Origin of the sequence: Enterococcus sp. DIV1304_2 (assembly GCF_050555445.1) — a bacterium.
Classification (GTDB): domain Bacteria; phylum Bacillota; class Bacilli; order Lactobacillales; family Enterococcaceae; genus Enterococcus_B; species Enterococcus_B pernyi.
The window spans coordinates 1828973-1842926 of sequence record NZ_CP187851.1 but is presented as its reverse complement, the minus strand read 5'-3'; the positions used below and the strand labels follow the sequence as shown (position 1 = coordinate 1842926).

General features: G+C 37.6%; 16 protein-coding genes. 15 read left to right on the top strand and 1 reads right to left on the bottom strand.

Translation table 11 applies throughout. The features are described 5' to 3' along the window. Positions 1–107 precede the first annotated feature (107 nt). A complete protein-coding gene (locus IGJ14_RS08465) occupies positions 108–275 on the bottom strand; it encodes a DUF3042 family protein (protein ID WP_010735150.1) in 168 nt (55 codons plus the stop codon). 245 nt (positions 276–520) lie between these two features. On the opposite strand from IGJ14_RS08465, the gene galE reads away from it, so the two are divergent. The 15 genes from galE (at position 521) to IGJ14_RS08390 (ending at position 13945) form a co-directional block, all read left to right on the top strand. Next, a complete protein-coding gene (gene galE / locus IGJ14_RS08460; protein ID WP_065096439.1) occupies positions 521–1510 on the top strand; it encodes a UDP-glucose 4-epimerase GalE in 990 nt (329 codons plus the stop codon). Positions 1511–1520: 10 nt separating this feature from the next. Next, positions 1521–3005, top strand: a complete 1485-nt coding sequence (galT, locus tag IGJ14_RS08455; RefSeq protein WP_430607511.1) for a UDP-glucose--hexose-1-phosphate uridylyltransferase — start codon at positions 1521–1523, stop codon at positions 3003–3005. Between the two features lie 29 nt (positions 3006–3034). Continuing rightward, a complete protein-coding gene (locus IGJ14_RS08450; RefSeq protein ID WP_430607509.1) occupies positions 3035–4030 on the top strand; it encodes a LacI family DNA-binding transcriptional regulator in 996 nt (331 codons plus the stop codon). Between the two features lie 134 nt (positions 4031–4164). Beyond that, on the top strand, positions 4165–4887 hold the full coding sequence (gene tsaB, locus IGJ14_RS08445) for a tRNA (adenosine(37)-N6)-threonylcarbamoyltransferase complex dimerization subunit type 1 TsaB (protein ID WP_066026073.1): 723 nt from the start codon (positions 4165–4167) through the stop codon (positions 4885–4887). Further along, a complete protein-coding gene (rimI, locus tag IGJ14_RS08440; protein WP_410300142.1) occupies positions 4871–5413 on the top strand; it encodes a ribosomal protein S18-alanine N-acetyltransferase in 543 nt (180 codons plus the stop codon). Before tsaB ends, rimI (IGJ14_RS08440) begins: the two co-directional genes overlap by 17 nt. 6 nt (positions 5414–5419) lie before the next feature. Continuing rightward, a complete protein-coding gene (rimI, locus tag IGJ14_RS08435) occupies positions 5420–5890 on the top strand; it encodes a ribosomal protein S18-alanine N-acetyltransferase (RefSeq protein ID WP_019724247.1) in 471 nt (156 codons plus the stop codon). Further along, a complete protein-coding gene (tsaD, locus tag IGJ14_RS08430; RefSeq protein WP_019724246.1) occupies positions 5887–6930 on the top strand; it encodes a tRNA (adenosine(37)-N6)-threonylcarbamoyltransferase complex transferase subunit TsaD in 1044 nt (347 codons plus the stop codon). Before rimI (IGJ14_RS08435) ends, tsaD begins: the two co-directional genes overlap by 4 nt. 293 nt (positions 6931–7223) lie before the next feature. Further along, the gene (locus tag IGJ14_RS08425; protein ID WP_019724245.1) at positions 7224–7805 is read left to right on the top strand and encodes a hypothetical protein; all 582 of its coding nucleotides are present in this window, start codon (positions 7224–7226) and stop codon (positions 7803–7805) included. 31 nt (positions 7806–7836) lie between these two features. Beyond that, positions 7837–8484 carry a class D sortase gene (locus tag IGJ14_RS08420; RefSeq protein ID WP_019724244.1) on the top strand — a complete coding sequence of 216 codons (648 nt, stop codon included), beginning with the start codon at positions 7837–7839 and terminating at the stop codon, positions 8482–8484. Between the two features lie 9 nt (positions 8485–8493). Continuing rightward, entirely contained in the window at positions 8494–9348 is an 855-nt protein-coding gene (locus IGJ14_RS08415) for a hypothetical protein (protein ID WP_108144986.1), read from the top strand. 20 nt (positions 9349–9368) lie between these two features. Further along, positions 9369–10145 (top strand): YveK family protein, encoded by a 777-nt coding sequence (locus tag IGJ14_RS08410; protein WP_019724208.1) that lies wholly within the window; start codon positions 9369–9371, stop codon positions 10143–10145. Positions 10146–10157: 12 nt separating this feature from the next. Then, positions 10158–10835 (top strand): CpsD/CapB family tyrosine-protein kinase, encoded by a 678-nt coding sequence (locus IGJ14_RS08405; RefSeq protein ID WP_019724207.1) that lies wholly within the window; start codon positions 10158–10160, stop codon positions 10833–10835. A gap of 17 nt (positions 10836–10852) precedes the next feature. Beyond that, positions 10853–11602: a tyrosine-protein phosphatase gene (locus IGJ14_RS08400; RefSeq protein WP_019724206.1), complete on the top strand. Its 750-nt coding sequence runs from the start codon at positions 10853–10855 to the stop codon at positions 11600–11602. Between the two features lie 109 nt (positions 11603–11711). Then, entirely contained in the window at positions 11712–12869 is a 1158-nt protein-coding gene (locus tag IGJ14_RS08395) for a glycosyltransferase family 4 protein (RefSeq protein ID WP_019724205.1), read from the top strand. Next, positions 12857–13945: an EpsG family protein gene (locus tag IGJ14_RS08390; protein WP_065096448.1), complete on the top strand. Its 1089-nt coding sequence runs from the start codon at positions 12857–12859 to the stop codon at positions 13943–13945. The genes IGJ14_RS08395 and IGJ14_RS08390 overlap by 13 nt, the downstream gene beginning before the upstream one ends. Positions 13946–13954 lie beyond the last annotated feature (9 nt).

Here is a 13954-nt window from a genome sequence, read left to right as displayed (position 1 = left end):
AAAATGCGAGTTTTAGAAAAAACTCGGTAGAAACAAAAAAACCCAAAAAATTGAAGAACAATTTTGGGTTTTTTGTTTTTGAAGCTGAATGCTTCAATCACTAGCTCTTATCGTGATACACGTTTTCTCATTGCTTTTTTACGATTTTCTTCAATCATTGCTTCTTTTTCGTCGATTGGGTCGATGACTGTTTTCTTCACAGAAGTTACTAAACCAGCCACAGCTGCTACAGTAGCCAAGCTACCTACTAAGATACCTGATACAAATTTTTTCATAATGATTCACCTCATTTATCTATTTGACACTTCTATTATGAAGCAAAACAAGGAAAAACGCTAGTCTTTCGTTTTTTATTTGAAACCCTTTACAATAAAATGTTGAAAAAATTTACTAAATGTTTTATTATAAATTTACTAAATAAAATGAAAGAAGGTTTTGTCAAAAAAAGTCCCTGTTTTCTGGTCATCACTTTTGTTAAAATAAATAACGAATATAATTATATGGATAAAGGAGTCTTAACATGACAATTTTAGTATTAGGCGGAGCAGGCTATATTGGTTCCCATGCCGTCGATCAATTAATTGAAAAGGGCTATGATGTAGCAGTCGTGGATAATCTTTTGACAGGCCATCGTCAAGCAGTTCATACTGATGCACGTTTTTATGAAGGCGATATTCGTGACAAAGAATTTTTACGCGGAGTTTTCCAAAAAGAAACGATTGAAGGCGTCTTGCACTTTGCAGCGAGCTCGTTAGTCGGTGAATCAGTTGAAAAACCCCTAGTCTACTTCAATAATAATGTTTATGGCATGCAAGTACTATTAGAAGTAATGCACGAGTTTGATGTGAAACGGATTGTCTTTTCTTCAACAGCTGCGACTTACGGTGAGCCAAAAGAATCGCCAATTACAGAGGAGTCACCAACGAATCCGAAAAATCCTTATGGCGAAAGTAAGTTGATGATGGAAAAAATGATGAAGTGGTGTGACGAAGCATATGGCATGCGTTATGTGGCTTTACGCTATTTTAATGTAGCAGGAGCTAAGAATGATGCGTCGATCGGCGAAGATCATACACCTGAAACTCATTTAGTGCCGATCATTTTACAAGTAGCTTTAGGCCAACGAGAGTCATTAGCGATCTATGGGGATGATTATGATACGCCAGACGGAACATGTATCAGAGATTATGTACAAGTAGAAGATCTGATTGCTGCGCATATTTTAGCTTTAGAATATTTAAAAGCTGGAAATGAAAGCAACTTCTTCAACTTGGGAAGTAACAAAGGTTATTCAGTCACAGAGATGCTAGAAGCAGCACGAGAAGTCACAGGCCGTGATATTCCTGCGAAAATCGCACCACGAAGAGCAGGTGATCCAAGTCGTTTAGTAGCGTCAAGTGAAAAAGCGAGAGCAATCCTTGGCTGGGCACCTGAATATACAGATGTGAAAGAAATCATCAAAACTGCTTGGGCATGGCATGAAAGCCATCCTAACGGGTATGAAAAGTAGGTGGAAGAAAATGACGATTAGTCAAACAATTGCAGATTTTGTCACACTAGCAATCGCTTCTGGCGGTTGGATGGAAATGGACCGTATCTACTTACAAAATCGTATTTTAGGTCTTATTGGCGAAGAAGCCGGCGACTCTTTTGAAGTACGTCCAGTGCAAGAAGAATCGGTCGACCTATTGAATCGTTTAGTTGAACAAGCAAAAGAAAATGGCTTGGTGACGGATGTAACAGCTGACCGAGAAATATTTGAGGCACAATTGATGGATTTTTTGACGCCACCACCTTCTGTTGTCAATGCTTTTTTTGCTCAACATTATTCAAAAAGTCCAGAAGAAGCAACGGATTATTTTTATCAGTTGAGCCGCAACAATGACTATATCAAAACACGAGCCATCGCAAAAAATATCGTGTATACTTATCCGTCTGAATACGGAGACTTGGAAATCACGATCAATCTATCTAAACCTGAAAAAGATCCAAAACAAATCGCTGCAGAAAGAAAAGCGGTGCACGTCGATTACCCATCGTGTATGTTATGTATGGAAAATGAAGGGTACAAAGGAAGATTGAATTACCCAGCACGAACCAATCATCGAATCATCCGAATGAACTTAGATGGAGAAAGTTGGGGATTTCAGTATTCGCCTTATGCCTACTACAATGAACACTCGATCATTTTATCAGAAGAACATCGACCAATGCGCATCACAAAAGAAACGTTTGCTCGGTTGTTGAAGATCACTGAAGTCTTACCACACTATTTCGTAGGTTCAAATGCTGATTTGCCGATCGTTGGTGGATCGATCCTTTCACATGACCATTATCAAGCTGGACGTCACGAATTTCCGATGGCAAAAGCGCCGATGGAGAAATTGATCAAGCTAAGCGAGTATCCGCAGGTGATTGCAGGGATCGTCAAATGGCCGATGTCTGTGATCCGTTTACAGTCGCCCGATAAAGATTTATTAGTAGAAGCAGCGGATGCGGTCTTAAACAAATGGCAGAACTATTCAGATGAATCAGTATCAGTCATCGCCTATTCAGCAGATGGTACGCCACATCACACGATCACGCCAATTGCTCGTCGCAGAGAGGATTACTTTGAAATCGACTTAGTATTGCGTGACAACAATGTGTCCGAAGAACATCCTGAAGGGATTTTCCATCCTCATCGTGATATCCAACATATCAAAAAAGAAAACATTGGTTTGATCGAAGTGATGGGGTTGGCTGTGTTGCCGCCACGCTTAAAACCAGAATTGGAAGAAGTGAAGCAATATCTACTAGGTGAAGAAAACCAAGTCGCGAACTATCATCGTGAATGGGCAGAACAGCTAAAACAAGCAAATCCTGATTTGACTGAAGAGACTGCGACAGTTGTTATCCAAAATGCTGTTGGGCAAGTCTTCGCCAGAGTGTTAGAAGATGCCGGTGTCTTCAAACGGGACGAACAAGGAAGAGTTGCGTTCTTGCACTTTACTGAAACATTATAAGCATCGGTCACTTACAGGAGGGGAAACGAATGGCCACAATCAAAGATATTGCTCAGTTGGCGGGAGTTTCTCCTGCCACTGTCTCAAGAGTGCTGAATTATGATGAGAAATTGTCAGTAGGAATGGAAACGAAACAAAAAATTTTTGAAGCAGCTGAACACTTGAATTATAAAAAACATCATAAGAATCTAGCCTCTGAAAAACAAACGATCAAATTGATCCAATGGTATGACACACAAGAAGAATTAGAAGATCTTTATTATCTTTCTATACGCTTAGGAATCGAAAAAAAAGCGGAGGAAGCGAATATTCGCCTGATCAAGGAAACATGGGATGCCATCAGTGAGCAATCTGCAGATGGAACGATTGCTTTAGGAAAGTTTGACGAAGAGCAATTGAAAGAATTGAAACGTACGCAAGAGAACCTTTTACTTGTCGATTCAGATGGCACAAGATTTGGCATCGATTCTTTAGTTGTTGATTTTGAGTCGAGTCTTCGCTTAGTGATGGATCATTTCTTACAAGAAGAAGTCAAACAACTCGTGATGTTAGCCGGAAAAGAGTACACGAAGCAACACCGAACACCGGTGACTGATCCTAGAACGGCAATTTTTCAAAAACTGATCAGTGAAGAAAAGAACCTCACAGGAAAGATCATTGAAGCGGATTTTTCAGTGGAGGCAGGATATCAAGCTGTTCATGATTTTTTATTGCAAGAAAAGGAATTACCGGATGCGTTGTTTGCTGCGAATGATGCGTTAGCAATTGGTGCATTGAAGGCAATCAAAGAAGCAGGATTGACTATTCCGCAAGATATCTCAGTGATTGGCTTCAACGATATCAGTGTGGCAAAGTATGTCTCACCACCCCTCTCTACAGTCAAAGTGTACACCGAATGGATGGGGGAGTTGGCAGTTGAGACATTGACCCAGTTAATCCATAGTACTGCACCGGTTGCAAGAAAAATCACGATCGCGACAGAACTAATTTTACGAGAATCAACAAAACAAGCTACGATCAAATAGACGATTATCAACCTTAGTAAAGGGGTGGGAATTTCAACAGCGGCGAGAGCCAAACTTGATTTTTCCTCCCCTTTTTTACCTCGAAGTATGCTACAATGATAAACGACATTAGAGTAGTAGAAGGGAACGGTCAAATGATTACATTAGGGATCGATACAGCAAATCAAACCTTAGCTGTTGGCGTATTGGAAGACGAAACAGTGTTAGGTCAAATCCAAATCAATAGAAAGAAAAATCATAGTCTGACGTTGATGCCAGCGTTGGATCAATTGATCTCAGATTGCCAACTCACACCAGAACAAATCGATCGAATTGCTGTGTCAAGTGGTCCAGGCTCTTATACAGGATTGAGAATCGGTGTCACAACTGCCAAGACATTAGCATATACTTTAAATAAAGAATTGGTTGGTGTTTCCAGTCTTGCTGTACTTGCAGCAAATTGCGTAGGAATCGAAGGAATCATTGTACCGATGTTTGATGCGAGAAGAAAAAATGTTTATGCTGGTGCCTATCGCTGGCATCATGGAACATTAGAAAACGTACTAGAAGACACCCATATTGCTTTTGTAGAATTAACCGAAAAATTAAAACAAATGGATGGATCGATCACTTTTGTCGGTAGCGATTGCCACAAATTCAACTCAGAAATCGCTCAATCAATACCTGATGCTAAGCGTAACTCCTTGCCACTTTGGGATATTCCTAGTGGAGTTGTCGTCGCGCAATTAGGGGCTTCAAGTAATCCGGTCAACGATATCCAAGCCTTTTTACCACGTTACCTAAAACGAGTGGAAGCAGAAGAAAAATGGTTGGAGACACATACGCCAGGAGAAGAAAGCTATGTTGAAAAAATTTAAAGCCTATCTACGGACCATGCTTCAAGAAAAAGCAGATTATCCAGAGAAAACGATCACTGTAGGCGAAAAGCAATTTCAAATACGGGAACTGACAGTTGAGGATGTCAAGGCGTTGTTAAGTATCGAACGGGAAGTTTATTTAGGGGAATTACCTTGGACAAAAAGTGCATTCATCTCAGAGCTGACTTCCCCATTCATGACTTTATATTTAGGGATATTCGATCGAGAAGAATTATTCGGCTTTGTTGGATCTAGAGTATTAGGACTCGATTGCCATCTCACGAACATTGCGGTCAGTCCGAGTTACCAACGGCAGCGTATCGGCACCTATTTAATCAACGAGATCGAGACATTCGCACGGATGAATCAATGCGAGACCATGTCATTAGAAGTACGGATCAGTAATCAGAATGCCCAACGCTTATACAGAAAACTAGGCTTCCAATCGAGAAAAGTAAAAAAAGGGTATTATACAGAAACGAATGAAGATGCCTTAGACATGGTAAAACTATTAAAAGAAGAGTGAAAAAAAGTGATTGAAGAAAAAACAGCTTTCAATGATACAAAATTAGCAGAGGAGCTTTGGCGAGTCAGTGATGATGCTTTCTTAACTGGTTCACCTTGGACAAAAGAACAGTTCATGTCAGATATCCAACAGCCACAAACCAATTATTTAGTTGTTCATCAGGATGACAAAATCATTGGCTTTATTGGCTATGCCAAAGTACTTGATGAAGTAGAAGTAACGAATCTAGCGGTGCTGACTTCTGAACAACATAAAGGTGTAGCAAGACAATTATTACAAGAAATGCTCAAACGAGAAACAGCCAATCAAGCGCATAGTGTTTTTTTAGAAGTGCGACAGTCGAACATGGCGGCACAACACCTTTATGAATCAGAAAAATTCCGTCAAGTAGGTAAACGAAAAGCCTACTATCATGATCCGGTCGAAGATGCGGTCATCATGTGTACAAAGCTAAAAACAGAGGTGATAAAACCATGAATGAAAAACAAACAGAATTGATTTTAGCAATTGAGTCAAGCTGTGATGAAACAAGCGTAGCTGTCGTGAAAGATGGACAAGAAATCTTATCGAATATCGTTGCCTCTCAAATCAATAGCCATAAACGCTTTGGCGGGATCGTACCTGAAGTTGCCAGTCGCCATCATGTAGAACAGATTACTTTATGTCTTGAAGAAGCATTGATTGAAGCAGGAGTGACTGCCGAACAACTTACAGCGGTTGCCGTCACAGAAGGACCAGGTCTTGTGGGGGCATTACTCATCGGTATTTCAGCAGCAAAAGCTTTTGCTTGGGCAAATCATCTACCGTTGATCCCTGTCAATCATATGGCAGGACATATCTACTCCGCTCGCTTCGAAAAAGCGTATGAATTTCCATTGATGGCGTTGTTGGTCAGTGGAGGGCACACTGAGTTAGTTTATATGGAAGAAGATGGCGCTTATGAGATCATCGGCGAAACAAGAGACGATGCCGCGGGAGAAGCCTACGACAAAGTAGGACGTGTCTTAGGCTTGAGTTATCCCAGTGGCAAAGAAATCGATGAATTAGCCCATCAAGGAACAGATGCCTATCACTTTCCTCGAGCAATGATCCGTGAAGATAACTATGATTTTAGTTTCAGTGGCTTAAAAAGTGCATTTATCAATTTAGTCCATAATGCGGAGCAACGAGGAGAAGAATTAGATCGAGCAGACCTCGCTGCTAGCTTCCAAGCCAGTGTTGTCGAAGTTTTGGTTACAAAAACGATCCGCGCCTGCAAAAGTTATCCGGTGAAGCAATTGATCCTTGCAGGTGGCGTCGCTGCTAATCAAGGACTAAGACAAAGCTTAAAAGAAAGCTTGGCCACAGAATTACCTGAATTGGAGCTGATCGTACCACCATTACGTCTTTGTGGCGACAATGCAGCAATGATCGGCGCCGCTGCATCCGTCGAGTGGCGCAAAGGTCATACAGCCGATTATCGATTGAACGCAGAACCAAGTTTAGTGTTAGGTGATCCATTGGAAAATGTCAGGTAATTTACCTGACATTGGTCCAAGTACTTTAAGTATAGAAAAGATTATATAGATATAATCTAGGTTATTATAAATATAGTTATAAATAAGCGATTACGTATTTATGATGAACTGAGTACTGATCAGAGAATATACTTCGAAAAAACTTAGATTAACTCAAGTTATATAAATTGTGTCAGTTAATTCTATGTGATAGTATAAGGAATGTAGAAAATAAAAAGGATAATGTTATTTTCTATGGTGATTTAACTGAAGGTTGAAAGCCTTCACAATTCAATGCAAAGGAGGTCGAATGGATGAAAAAGTTTGTCGGATATTTAGTTGTATTTTTCACTGCATTATTGTTCACTGTCCCTGTAGATGCCGCTGGCGCGATTTCTGCTAATGAGCAACAGATCCTAGACTTGTTGAAAGCACCAGTAAGTGTTCAAGGAAAAGAATTCACTGTTCCTGATACTTACATTACACAAGCCGAAAACCATTTGAAACAAAATGATTTAACGGATGCACAAGTAGAAACTGCCGTTACAGGTATTCAAAATGTGCGTAATCTGTTAGGTTCAGTAACAATAGATATGACAGGAGTCAACACGCTTGATGATTTGATCCGTGCTTTACCGCGGGATATCATCTTGCAAATCCAACGAGAGGTAACGAGAGTTGCTGACGCGTTAGGATTAGTTGTACTAAATTGGAATGGTGGTAATATCCAAATCGGTGCGAAAAACGCTGATGGAACAACATCACCAGCTTTTAGTACTAGTTCTCCAATTAAACAAACAGGTGGTAACTATACCGCTAGTGCAATGGCAATTGCTTCATTACTATTAGTCGCAGCAGGTGCGGTCGTAGTAGGAAGAAAGACAAAGATTGCGTAAAAAGCGCAAGCTGCTTAAGAGACTAGGGGCAATGCTTTTTGTCCCTGTCTTTTTTTTGGCAGCTGGTTATTCTCTAATGTACGTCATAGGAAGACCTGTCATTCATTTTGCCACTTCTTCTTTAAATTTGTTTTTACTTTCAGATGTTCCAACATTTGAAACGCAAGAACAAAGCTTTGAAGCTGTAAAAGAAGAAGATGTCGCTAAAGATGAGAACAATGAACTGGCATCTAGCAGTATTGCTTACCCTAGAGGTGGCGAACGCTACGGTGACATCATTGTAGACTCTTTAAATTTGAATGTGCCTTTGTATTTTGGAGATACCGATGAGATATTAAGAAAAGGTGCCGGACAGTATATGGGTTCTGTCTACATAGGTGAGACTGGAACGTCACTAGTCGGTGGGCACAATGTGGATGGGTTTGGTAAGCTAAGCGGTATCCAAACAAATGATATCGTGACAGCTAAGACGACCTATGCGAATTACCGCTATCAAGTAAAAGAAATGGTGATTCGTCATAAAGATGATCCGGAAATCAATGAATTGATCAGTCAAAAAGATAAACCAATACTGCTTCTTTATACATGCTATCCTGTCGATAGTTTAGGCATGACGGATGAACGACTTTTTGTTATCTGTGAGTTAGTTGAAGGTCCGTTGATCAATCCTAATAAATAGGAGGAAATCATGAGTACGCAAAAATTCATGCAAAAAGGGTCCCGTTGGCTGCTTACTTTTATTTGTTCCTTGAGTTTGTTTGCCGGCATGACATTAGTTGTATTAAGACTAACGTTGTTCAACCAACAGTTCATGGAAAAAGCCATGGAAGAAGCCAATTATTCAGAAACGATCACCTCGGAGATCAATCAAAGAATCAGCGATCTAGGTCGGGGAAGCAATATTCCTGCAGATGTGTTAGCAGACACTGTTCCTCAATCCTACGTACAATCAAATGTTGAACATTACATTCGCACCATTTATACAGACATTCCTTTTTTGATTGAACGGACAGATGATGTAGACAAGATCATCCAGAAAAAAGTCGAAGACTATGCGAAAGAAAACAATTATGAAATCAATGCAGAAACACAACAATCAATCGACAATCTAAAGAAATCTGCAATTGAAACCTATAGTGAATATATTGAGATCCCTTATCTTTTGACCTATGGCAAGCAAGTGATGGGTTACAAAAGAACGCTGACCTTATTGATTTTCTTTACAATGACAGTTTCTGCATTATTAGTGATTGCGATCATTGCGATCGACACACGTTTTTTCCATCGTGCGTTACGCTATTTAAGTTATGCAGTGGGTGGCGCAGGTCTAATGCTGTTAGCGTTACCTCTTTTTGTGTACCTTTCCAAAATGGTCGAGCGTATCGGCATTAATTCAAAGTCGCTCTATCATTTTCTAACTACGTATCTAAGCAATTTCATTGTAACATTTATCCAATGGGGTATCGTGATCATAATTTGTAGTTTTATCATCTGGATTTTGAGCGAATTATTAAGAAGACGCAAAGTTAAGAAAAGATATTAAAGATAGAAAGTGGAGAAAACATGGAAGAAACGATTAGTCTAGGGGAATTATTTGAGATTTTAAGAAAGCGTTGGTTGTTGATTCTCGCAACCACGCTTGCTGGATTTGCTTTAGCTGCAGGAGTCACGTTCTTTTTGATCACACCTAAGTACAGTTCATCAGCTGAAATGATCGTCCAGTCAAAAGCAGAAAATACGAATACGAATCTACAAGATGTCAACGCTAATGTTATGTTGATCAATACTTACAAAGATATGATTTTAGGCGATGTCGTCATCAATGATGTCCAACGAGAGCTTGAACAAAATTATGGACAAAGTCTTACCAAGGGTGAGTTGAAATCAGTGATCAGTGTCAATCAATCACAAAACTCACAAATGTTCCAAATCGTTGCAACTGTCGATAATCCAGATCATGCAACTGACATCGCAAATGTAACAGCACAAGTGTTCCAATCAAAAGCCACGGACGTATTGAATGTCAATAAAGTGACGATCACTTCTGCGGCGCAAAGTAATCCTACGCCTGTTTCACCAAACAATATGTTGAACGTAGTTATCGGCGGGTTGCTTGGCTTGATGATTGGAGTCGGATTAGCCTTTCTTCTAGAACTGCTAGATAAAACAGTCAAGGACGAACGTTTTGTAACAGAAGAATTAGGATTGCCGATTCTTGGAGACGTCAATGAAATGACGAAGAAAGAACTTGAAAACGGCCGTATGTTTCAACCATCAAAAGTCGAAACGATTGAAACAACTGAACAAAGAGAAAGCCGTCGTTCACGAAAACGTGTATAAGGAGAAGTATTTATGAAGAAAAACACTATTTTACCTGTTTCACTCCTCAGCATTACCGATAAAAATGCCATGGTTTCCGAACAATTTCGGACGATTCGTTCAAATATCCAATTTGCTTCTGTTGATCGTGAGTTGAAGACAATGGTCGTGACTTCATCTGGACCAGGTGAAGGAAAATCAACAACAGCTGCTAACTTAGCTGTCGTATTTGCAAATAGTGGCAAAAGAGTCTTACTAGTCGATGCTGATTTGAGAAAACCAAGTGTGGCATTGACCTTTCAATTACCAAACGTCAATGGATTAAGTAACTTCTTAGGTGATCGCGAAGGAAGACCGGAATCATATTACCATACCAGTTCCGTCGAAAATCTGTGGGTCATGACAAGTGGACCGAAACCACCTAACCCATCAGAACTACTTGATTCGAAACGAATGGAAGAAGTGATCGAACAGCTAAAAGCATTGTTTGATTTGATCATTTTTGATTTACCACCCATTGCAACAGTCACTGATGCACAGATCTTAGCCGCAAAAACAGATGGGACACTGTTAGTCGTCCGAGAACGTAAAACAATGAAACAAGAATTAATCAAAGCCAAAGAACTGCTATCCATTGCACAAGCAACGATTTTAGGTGTTGTTTACAACGGTGCGAAGAAGAATGCAGATTTTAATTATTATTATTATTGATGAGGAAGTGAGCAAAAATGATTGATTTACATTGTCATATTTTACCTGGTATAGATGACGGACCAAAAACGGTCAAAGAATCGATCGCCATGGCAGAAGAAGCTGTTCGACAAGGAATCACCCACATTTTATGCACCCCTCATCACAATCAACGTTTCACCAATGAAAAAGCAGATGTATTATTAGCTGTCGAAGACTTGCAAAAAGAACTCGATCGACAGTCCATCCCCCTAACTTTATTTGAAGGACAAGAAGTTCGAATAAAAAGAAATCTGATAGATGAAATCAAAAGTGACAAGATTCTTTTTGCAGATGTCACCGATCGCTATTTGCTAGCTGAGCTACCAACAAACAGCATTCCCGAATACACAGAAAGTTTGTTTTATGAATTACGTCAGATGGGGATCGTACCAATCATTGTCCATCCTGAACGGAACCGCGGTTTTCAAGAAAGTCCTAATCTATTATTACCCTACTTGAATATGGGCTGTTTGGCGCAGTTGACTGCACCAAGTATTGCAGGTGTGTATGGCAAACAGATCAAGAAATTGAGTGAACAGTTAATTGAACATAATTTAGTACAAATGATTGCTTCCGATGCACATTCTCGGAAAAACAGAGATTTTTATATGGAAAAGGCATACAAAATTGTTGAGAAAAAGTATGGAAAAGAAGTCATAAACAAAATGGACCAAACTTGTAGAGATATAATTAATGGTACATTTACAAAAGCAGAAAATTATAAATATATAAGGGGAATGATTTAATTACAACCCTCAAATAATAGGTGTTAGTCGAATGTTGTTTTTATACAAATATGTATCAATGGGGACATGAAAAAATTAAAAACAATCGTTTGTAGGGATGAGGAGTAAAATGAAAACAAAAAAAATATTGTTTGTTGCAACAGTAGTAAAAACCCATATTAATACATTTCACATAAAAAATATGGAATATTTTAAAGGATTAGGCTACGAAGTTCATGTAGCTGCTAAAAATGATTTTGTGCCTAAAAATTCACTTAATATACCGAATTGTGATGTATATCATGATATTGATTTTCCTAGAAATCCTTTCTCCACCGATATGACAAAAGCTTATTCACAATTAAAAAAAGTGATTGACGTGGAAAATTTTGAATTGATTCATTGTAACACTCCTGTAGGCGGACTACTAGCTCGTATAGCTGCTAGACAATCTAGGAGAAATAGCGGTACAAAAATATTGTATCAAGCTCACGGGTTTCATTTTTTTAAAGGCGCACCATTAAAGAATTGGATGTTATTTTATCCAGTTGAAAGACTTATGGCAAGAGACACTGATTGTCTATTGGTAATAAACCAAGAGGATTTTAAAAGAGGAAAAAGTTTTAAATGTCAACAAGTACAGTTGGTTAATGGCGTCGGAGTAGAGATTGATAAGTTTCATAATGCTTCAGGAAATTTACGAGAAAAATATATGATTTCGAAAGAGACAAAAATTATTTGTTCAATAGGGGAGTTAAATAAAAATAAAAACCATATCACAGTAATTGAATCTTTAGCAAGAATTAAAGCTGAAGTAGATAAGAATTTTATATACTTTATTTGTGGAGAAGGTGCACAAAGAAGAAATATAGAAGAAAAAGTCAAAGAATTGGATTTAAAAGACAACGTTATATTATTGGGGTATTCAAACGAGGTACCTAAAATTCTTGCAGATGCTGATTTATTTGTTTTTCCTTCTTATAGAGAAGGGCTACCTGTTTCTGTGATGGAGGCAATGAGTGCTGGTGTGCCAGTAGTCGCTTCAAACATCAGAGGAAATAGAGATTTGATTGAAAATAAAGTAAACGGTGAATTATTTGATTTGAAAAATAAAGAACAGTTGGACGATATATTGAAAAGTTTTTTTAATAATAGCTTGCCAGTTAAAGAGTATGTTTCTAATTCTTATATGAAAATACAGGATTTTGAAACAAACAAGGTACTCATTCAAATGAGTGATATTTATGATATGCTTTTAGGTAGAGAGGAAGTCAAATGCAAACGATAATTTATACAAGTGTAATAATAATATCATCGATATTTATTAGTTTTGTCCCTAATTTAATTTATACCACAAAAAATAAAAAGGATAATATGAGTGTAATTTCTATTATTATTATTATATCAATTATTGTAGCGTTTTATTCATTTTATTTAGGTCTTAATCACGGGGTTCCAGATAGATATAATTACATGTTAGAATATACCATTAAGTATAAATGGTTTATGCAGGACTTTGAATCATTCTTAAGTTCACCAATCGAACGAGGTTTCATTTTAATTTCATATATATTTAATGGGTTAAATATATCTGTTGAGTTATTTTTCTCAATAGTTTCCTTTTTTGTTACCTTTTCGAATTTAATTATCATATATAAAAGCAGTTCCAATTTTAAGCTTGCTAGTTTTTATTATTTTATTTCCATCTTATATTTTATTGGTTTTAGTCAGATTAGACAGATAATTGCAATTACTATTGTCAACATAGGTATTTATTATCTGTTTAATAGAAAAAAGCTATCTAGATTTTTTCTATGCGTATTTATTGCTATGAACTTTCATGCATCAGCTATTCTAGCTTTGATCTATATATATATATATTACCGTAAGATTAAATTAATAGACTACATTGTAATAGGTAATTTGTCTATATTACTTTTATTATTTTATGATAGAATGTTTCAGATTATAAGTAAAACAGGATTTTATATACAATATTTTGGATATGAAAGTACTGAAAATATTCTATTTAGCGGGGATCTAACCACTGTATTAAAAGGTACCCCTTGGTTTTTAATTTTAATTTTATTAGTTGTTTTAAAGAATTATGGTATAAAAAATGATTTTTTGTTGGATAAGGTCTTAATGACATGTTTAATTGTTTGTATTTTTATTGTGCTACAATTGAGGGTTTACTGGTCATTTCGTTTTTCATATTACTTTATGGCCCCAATTATATGGTATCTTCCTAATACTTTAAATTATTTTAAAAAATCGGAACGACCTTTAATTATATTTATTATATATATAATTCCTATATTAATTATATTAAGAGAAGTAGCAATTACTTATGTAGTAAGTTAGGAGGAATTT

Coding starts and splice junctions, on each gene's coding strand:
- IGJ14_RS08415 (WP_108144986.1), top strand. CDS start 8,494: ATGAGTACGCAAAAATTCATGCAAAAAGGGTCCCGTTGGCTGCTTACT.
- rimI (WP_410300142.1), top strand. CDS start 4,871: ATGTTGAAAAAATTTAAAGCCTATCTACGGACCATGCTTCAAGAAAAA.
- IGJ14_RS08400 (WP_019724206.1), top strand. CDS start 10,853: ATGATTGATTTACATTGTCATATTTTACCTGGTATAGATGACGGACCA.
- galE (WP_065096439.1), top strand. CDS start 521: ATGACAATTTTAGTATTAGGCGGAGCAGGCTATATTGGTTCCCATGCC.
- IGJ14_RS08410 (WP_019724208.1), top strand. CDS start 9,369: ATGGAAGAAACGATTAGTCTAGGGGAATTATTTGAGATTTTAAGAAAG.
- tsaB (WP_066026073.1), top strand. CDS start 4,165: ATGATTACATTAGGGATCGATACAGCAAATCAAACCTTAGCTGTTGGC.
- IGJ14_RS08420 (WP_019724244.1), top strand. CDS start 7,837: ATGCTTTTTGTCCCTGTCTTTTTTTTGGCAGCTGGTTATTCTCTAATG.
- IGJ14_RS08390 (WP_065096448.1), top strand. CDS start 12,857: ATGCAAACGATAATTTATACAAGTGTAATAATAATATCATCGATATTT.
- IGJ14_RS08405 (WP_019724207.1), top strand. CDS start 10,158: ATGAAGAAAAACACTATTTTACCTGTTTCACTCCTCAGCATTACCGAT.
- tsaD (WP_019724246.1), top strand. CDS start 5,887: ATGAATGAAAAACAAACAGAATTGATTTTAGCAATTGAGTCAAGCTGT.
- IGJ14_RS08465 (WP_010735150.1), bottom strand. CDS start 275: ATGAAAAAATTTGTATCAGGTATCTTAGTAGGTAGCTTGGCTACTGTA.
- IGJ14_RS08450 (WP_430607509.1), top strand. CDS start 3,035: ATGGCCACAATCAAAGATATTGCTCAGTTGGCGGGAGTTTCTCCTGCC.
- IGJ14_RS08395 (WP_019724205.1), top strand. CDS start 11,712: ATGAAAACAAAAAAAATATTGTTTGTTGCAACAGTAGTAAAAACCCAT.
- IGJ14_RS08425 (WP_019724245.1), top strand. CDS start 7,224: ATGAAAAAGTTTGTCGGATATTTAGTTGTATTTTTCACTGCATTATTG.
- galT (WP_430607511.1), top strand. CDS start 1,521: ATGACGATTAGTCAAACAATTGCAGATTTTGTCACACTAGCAATCGCT.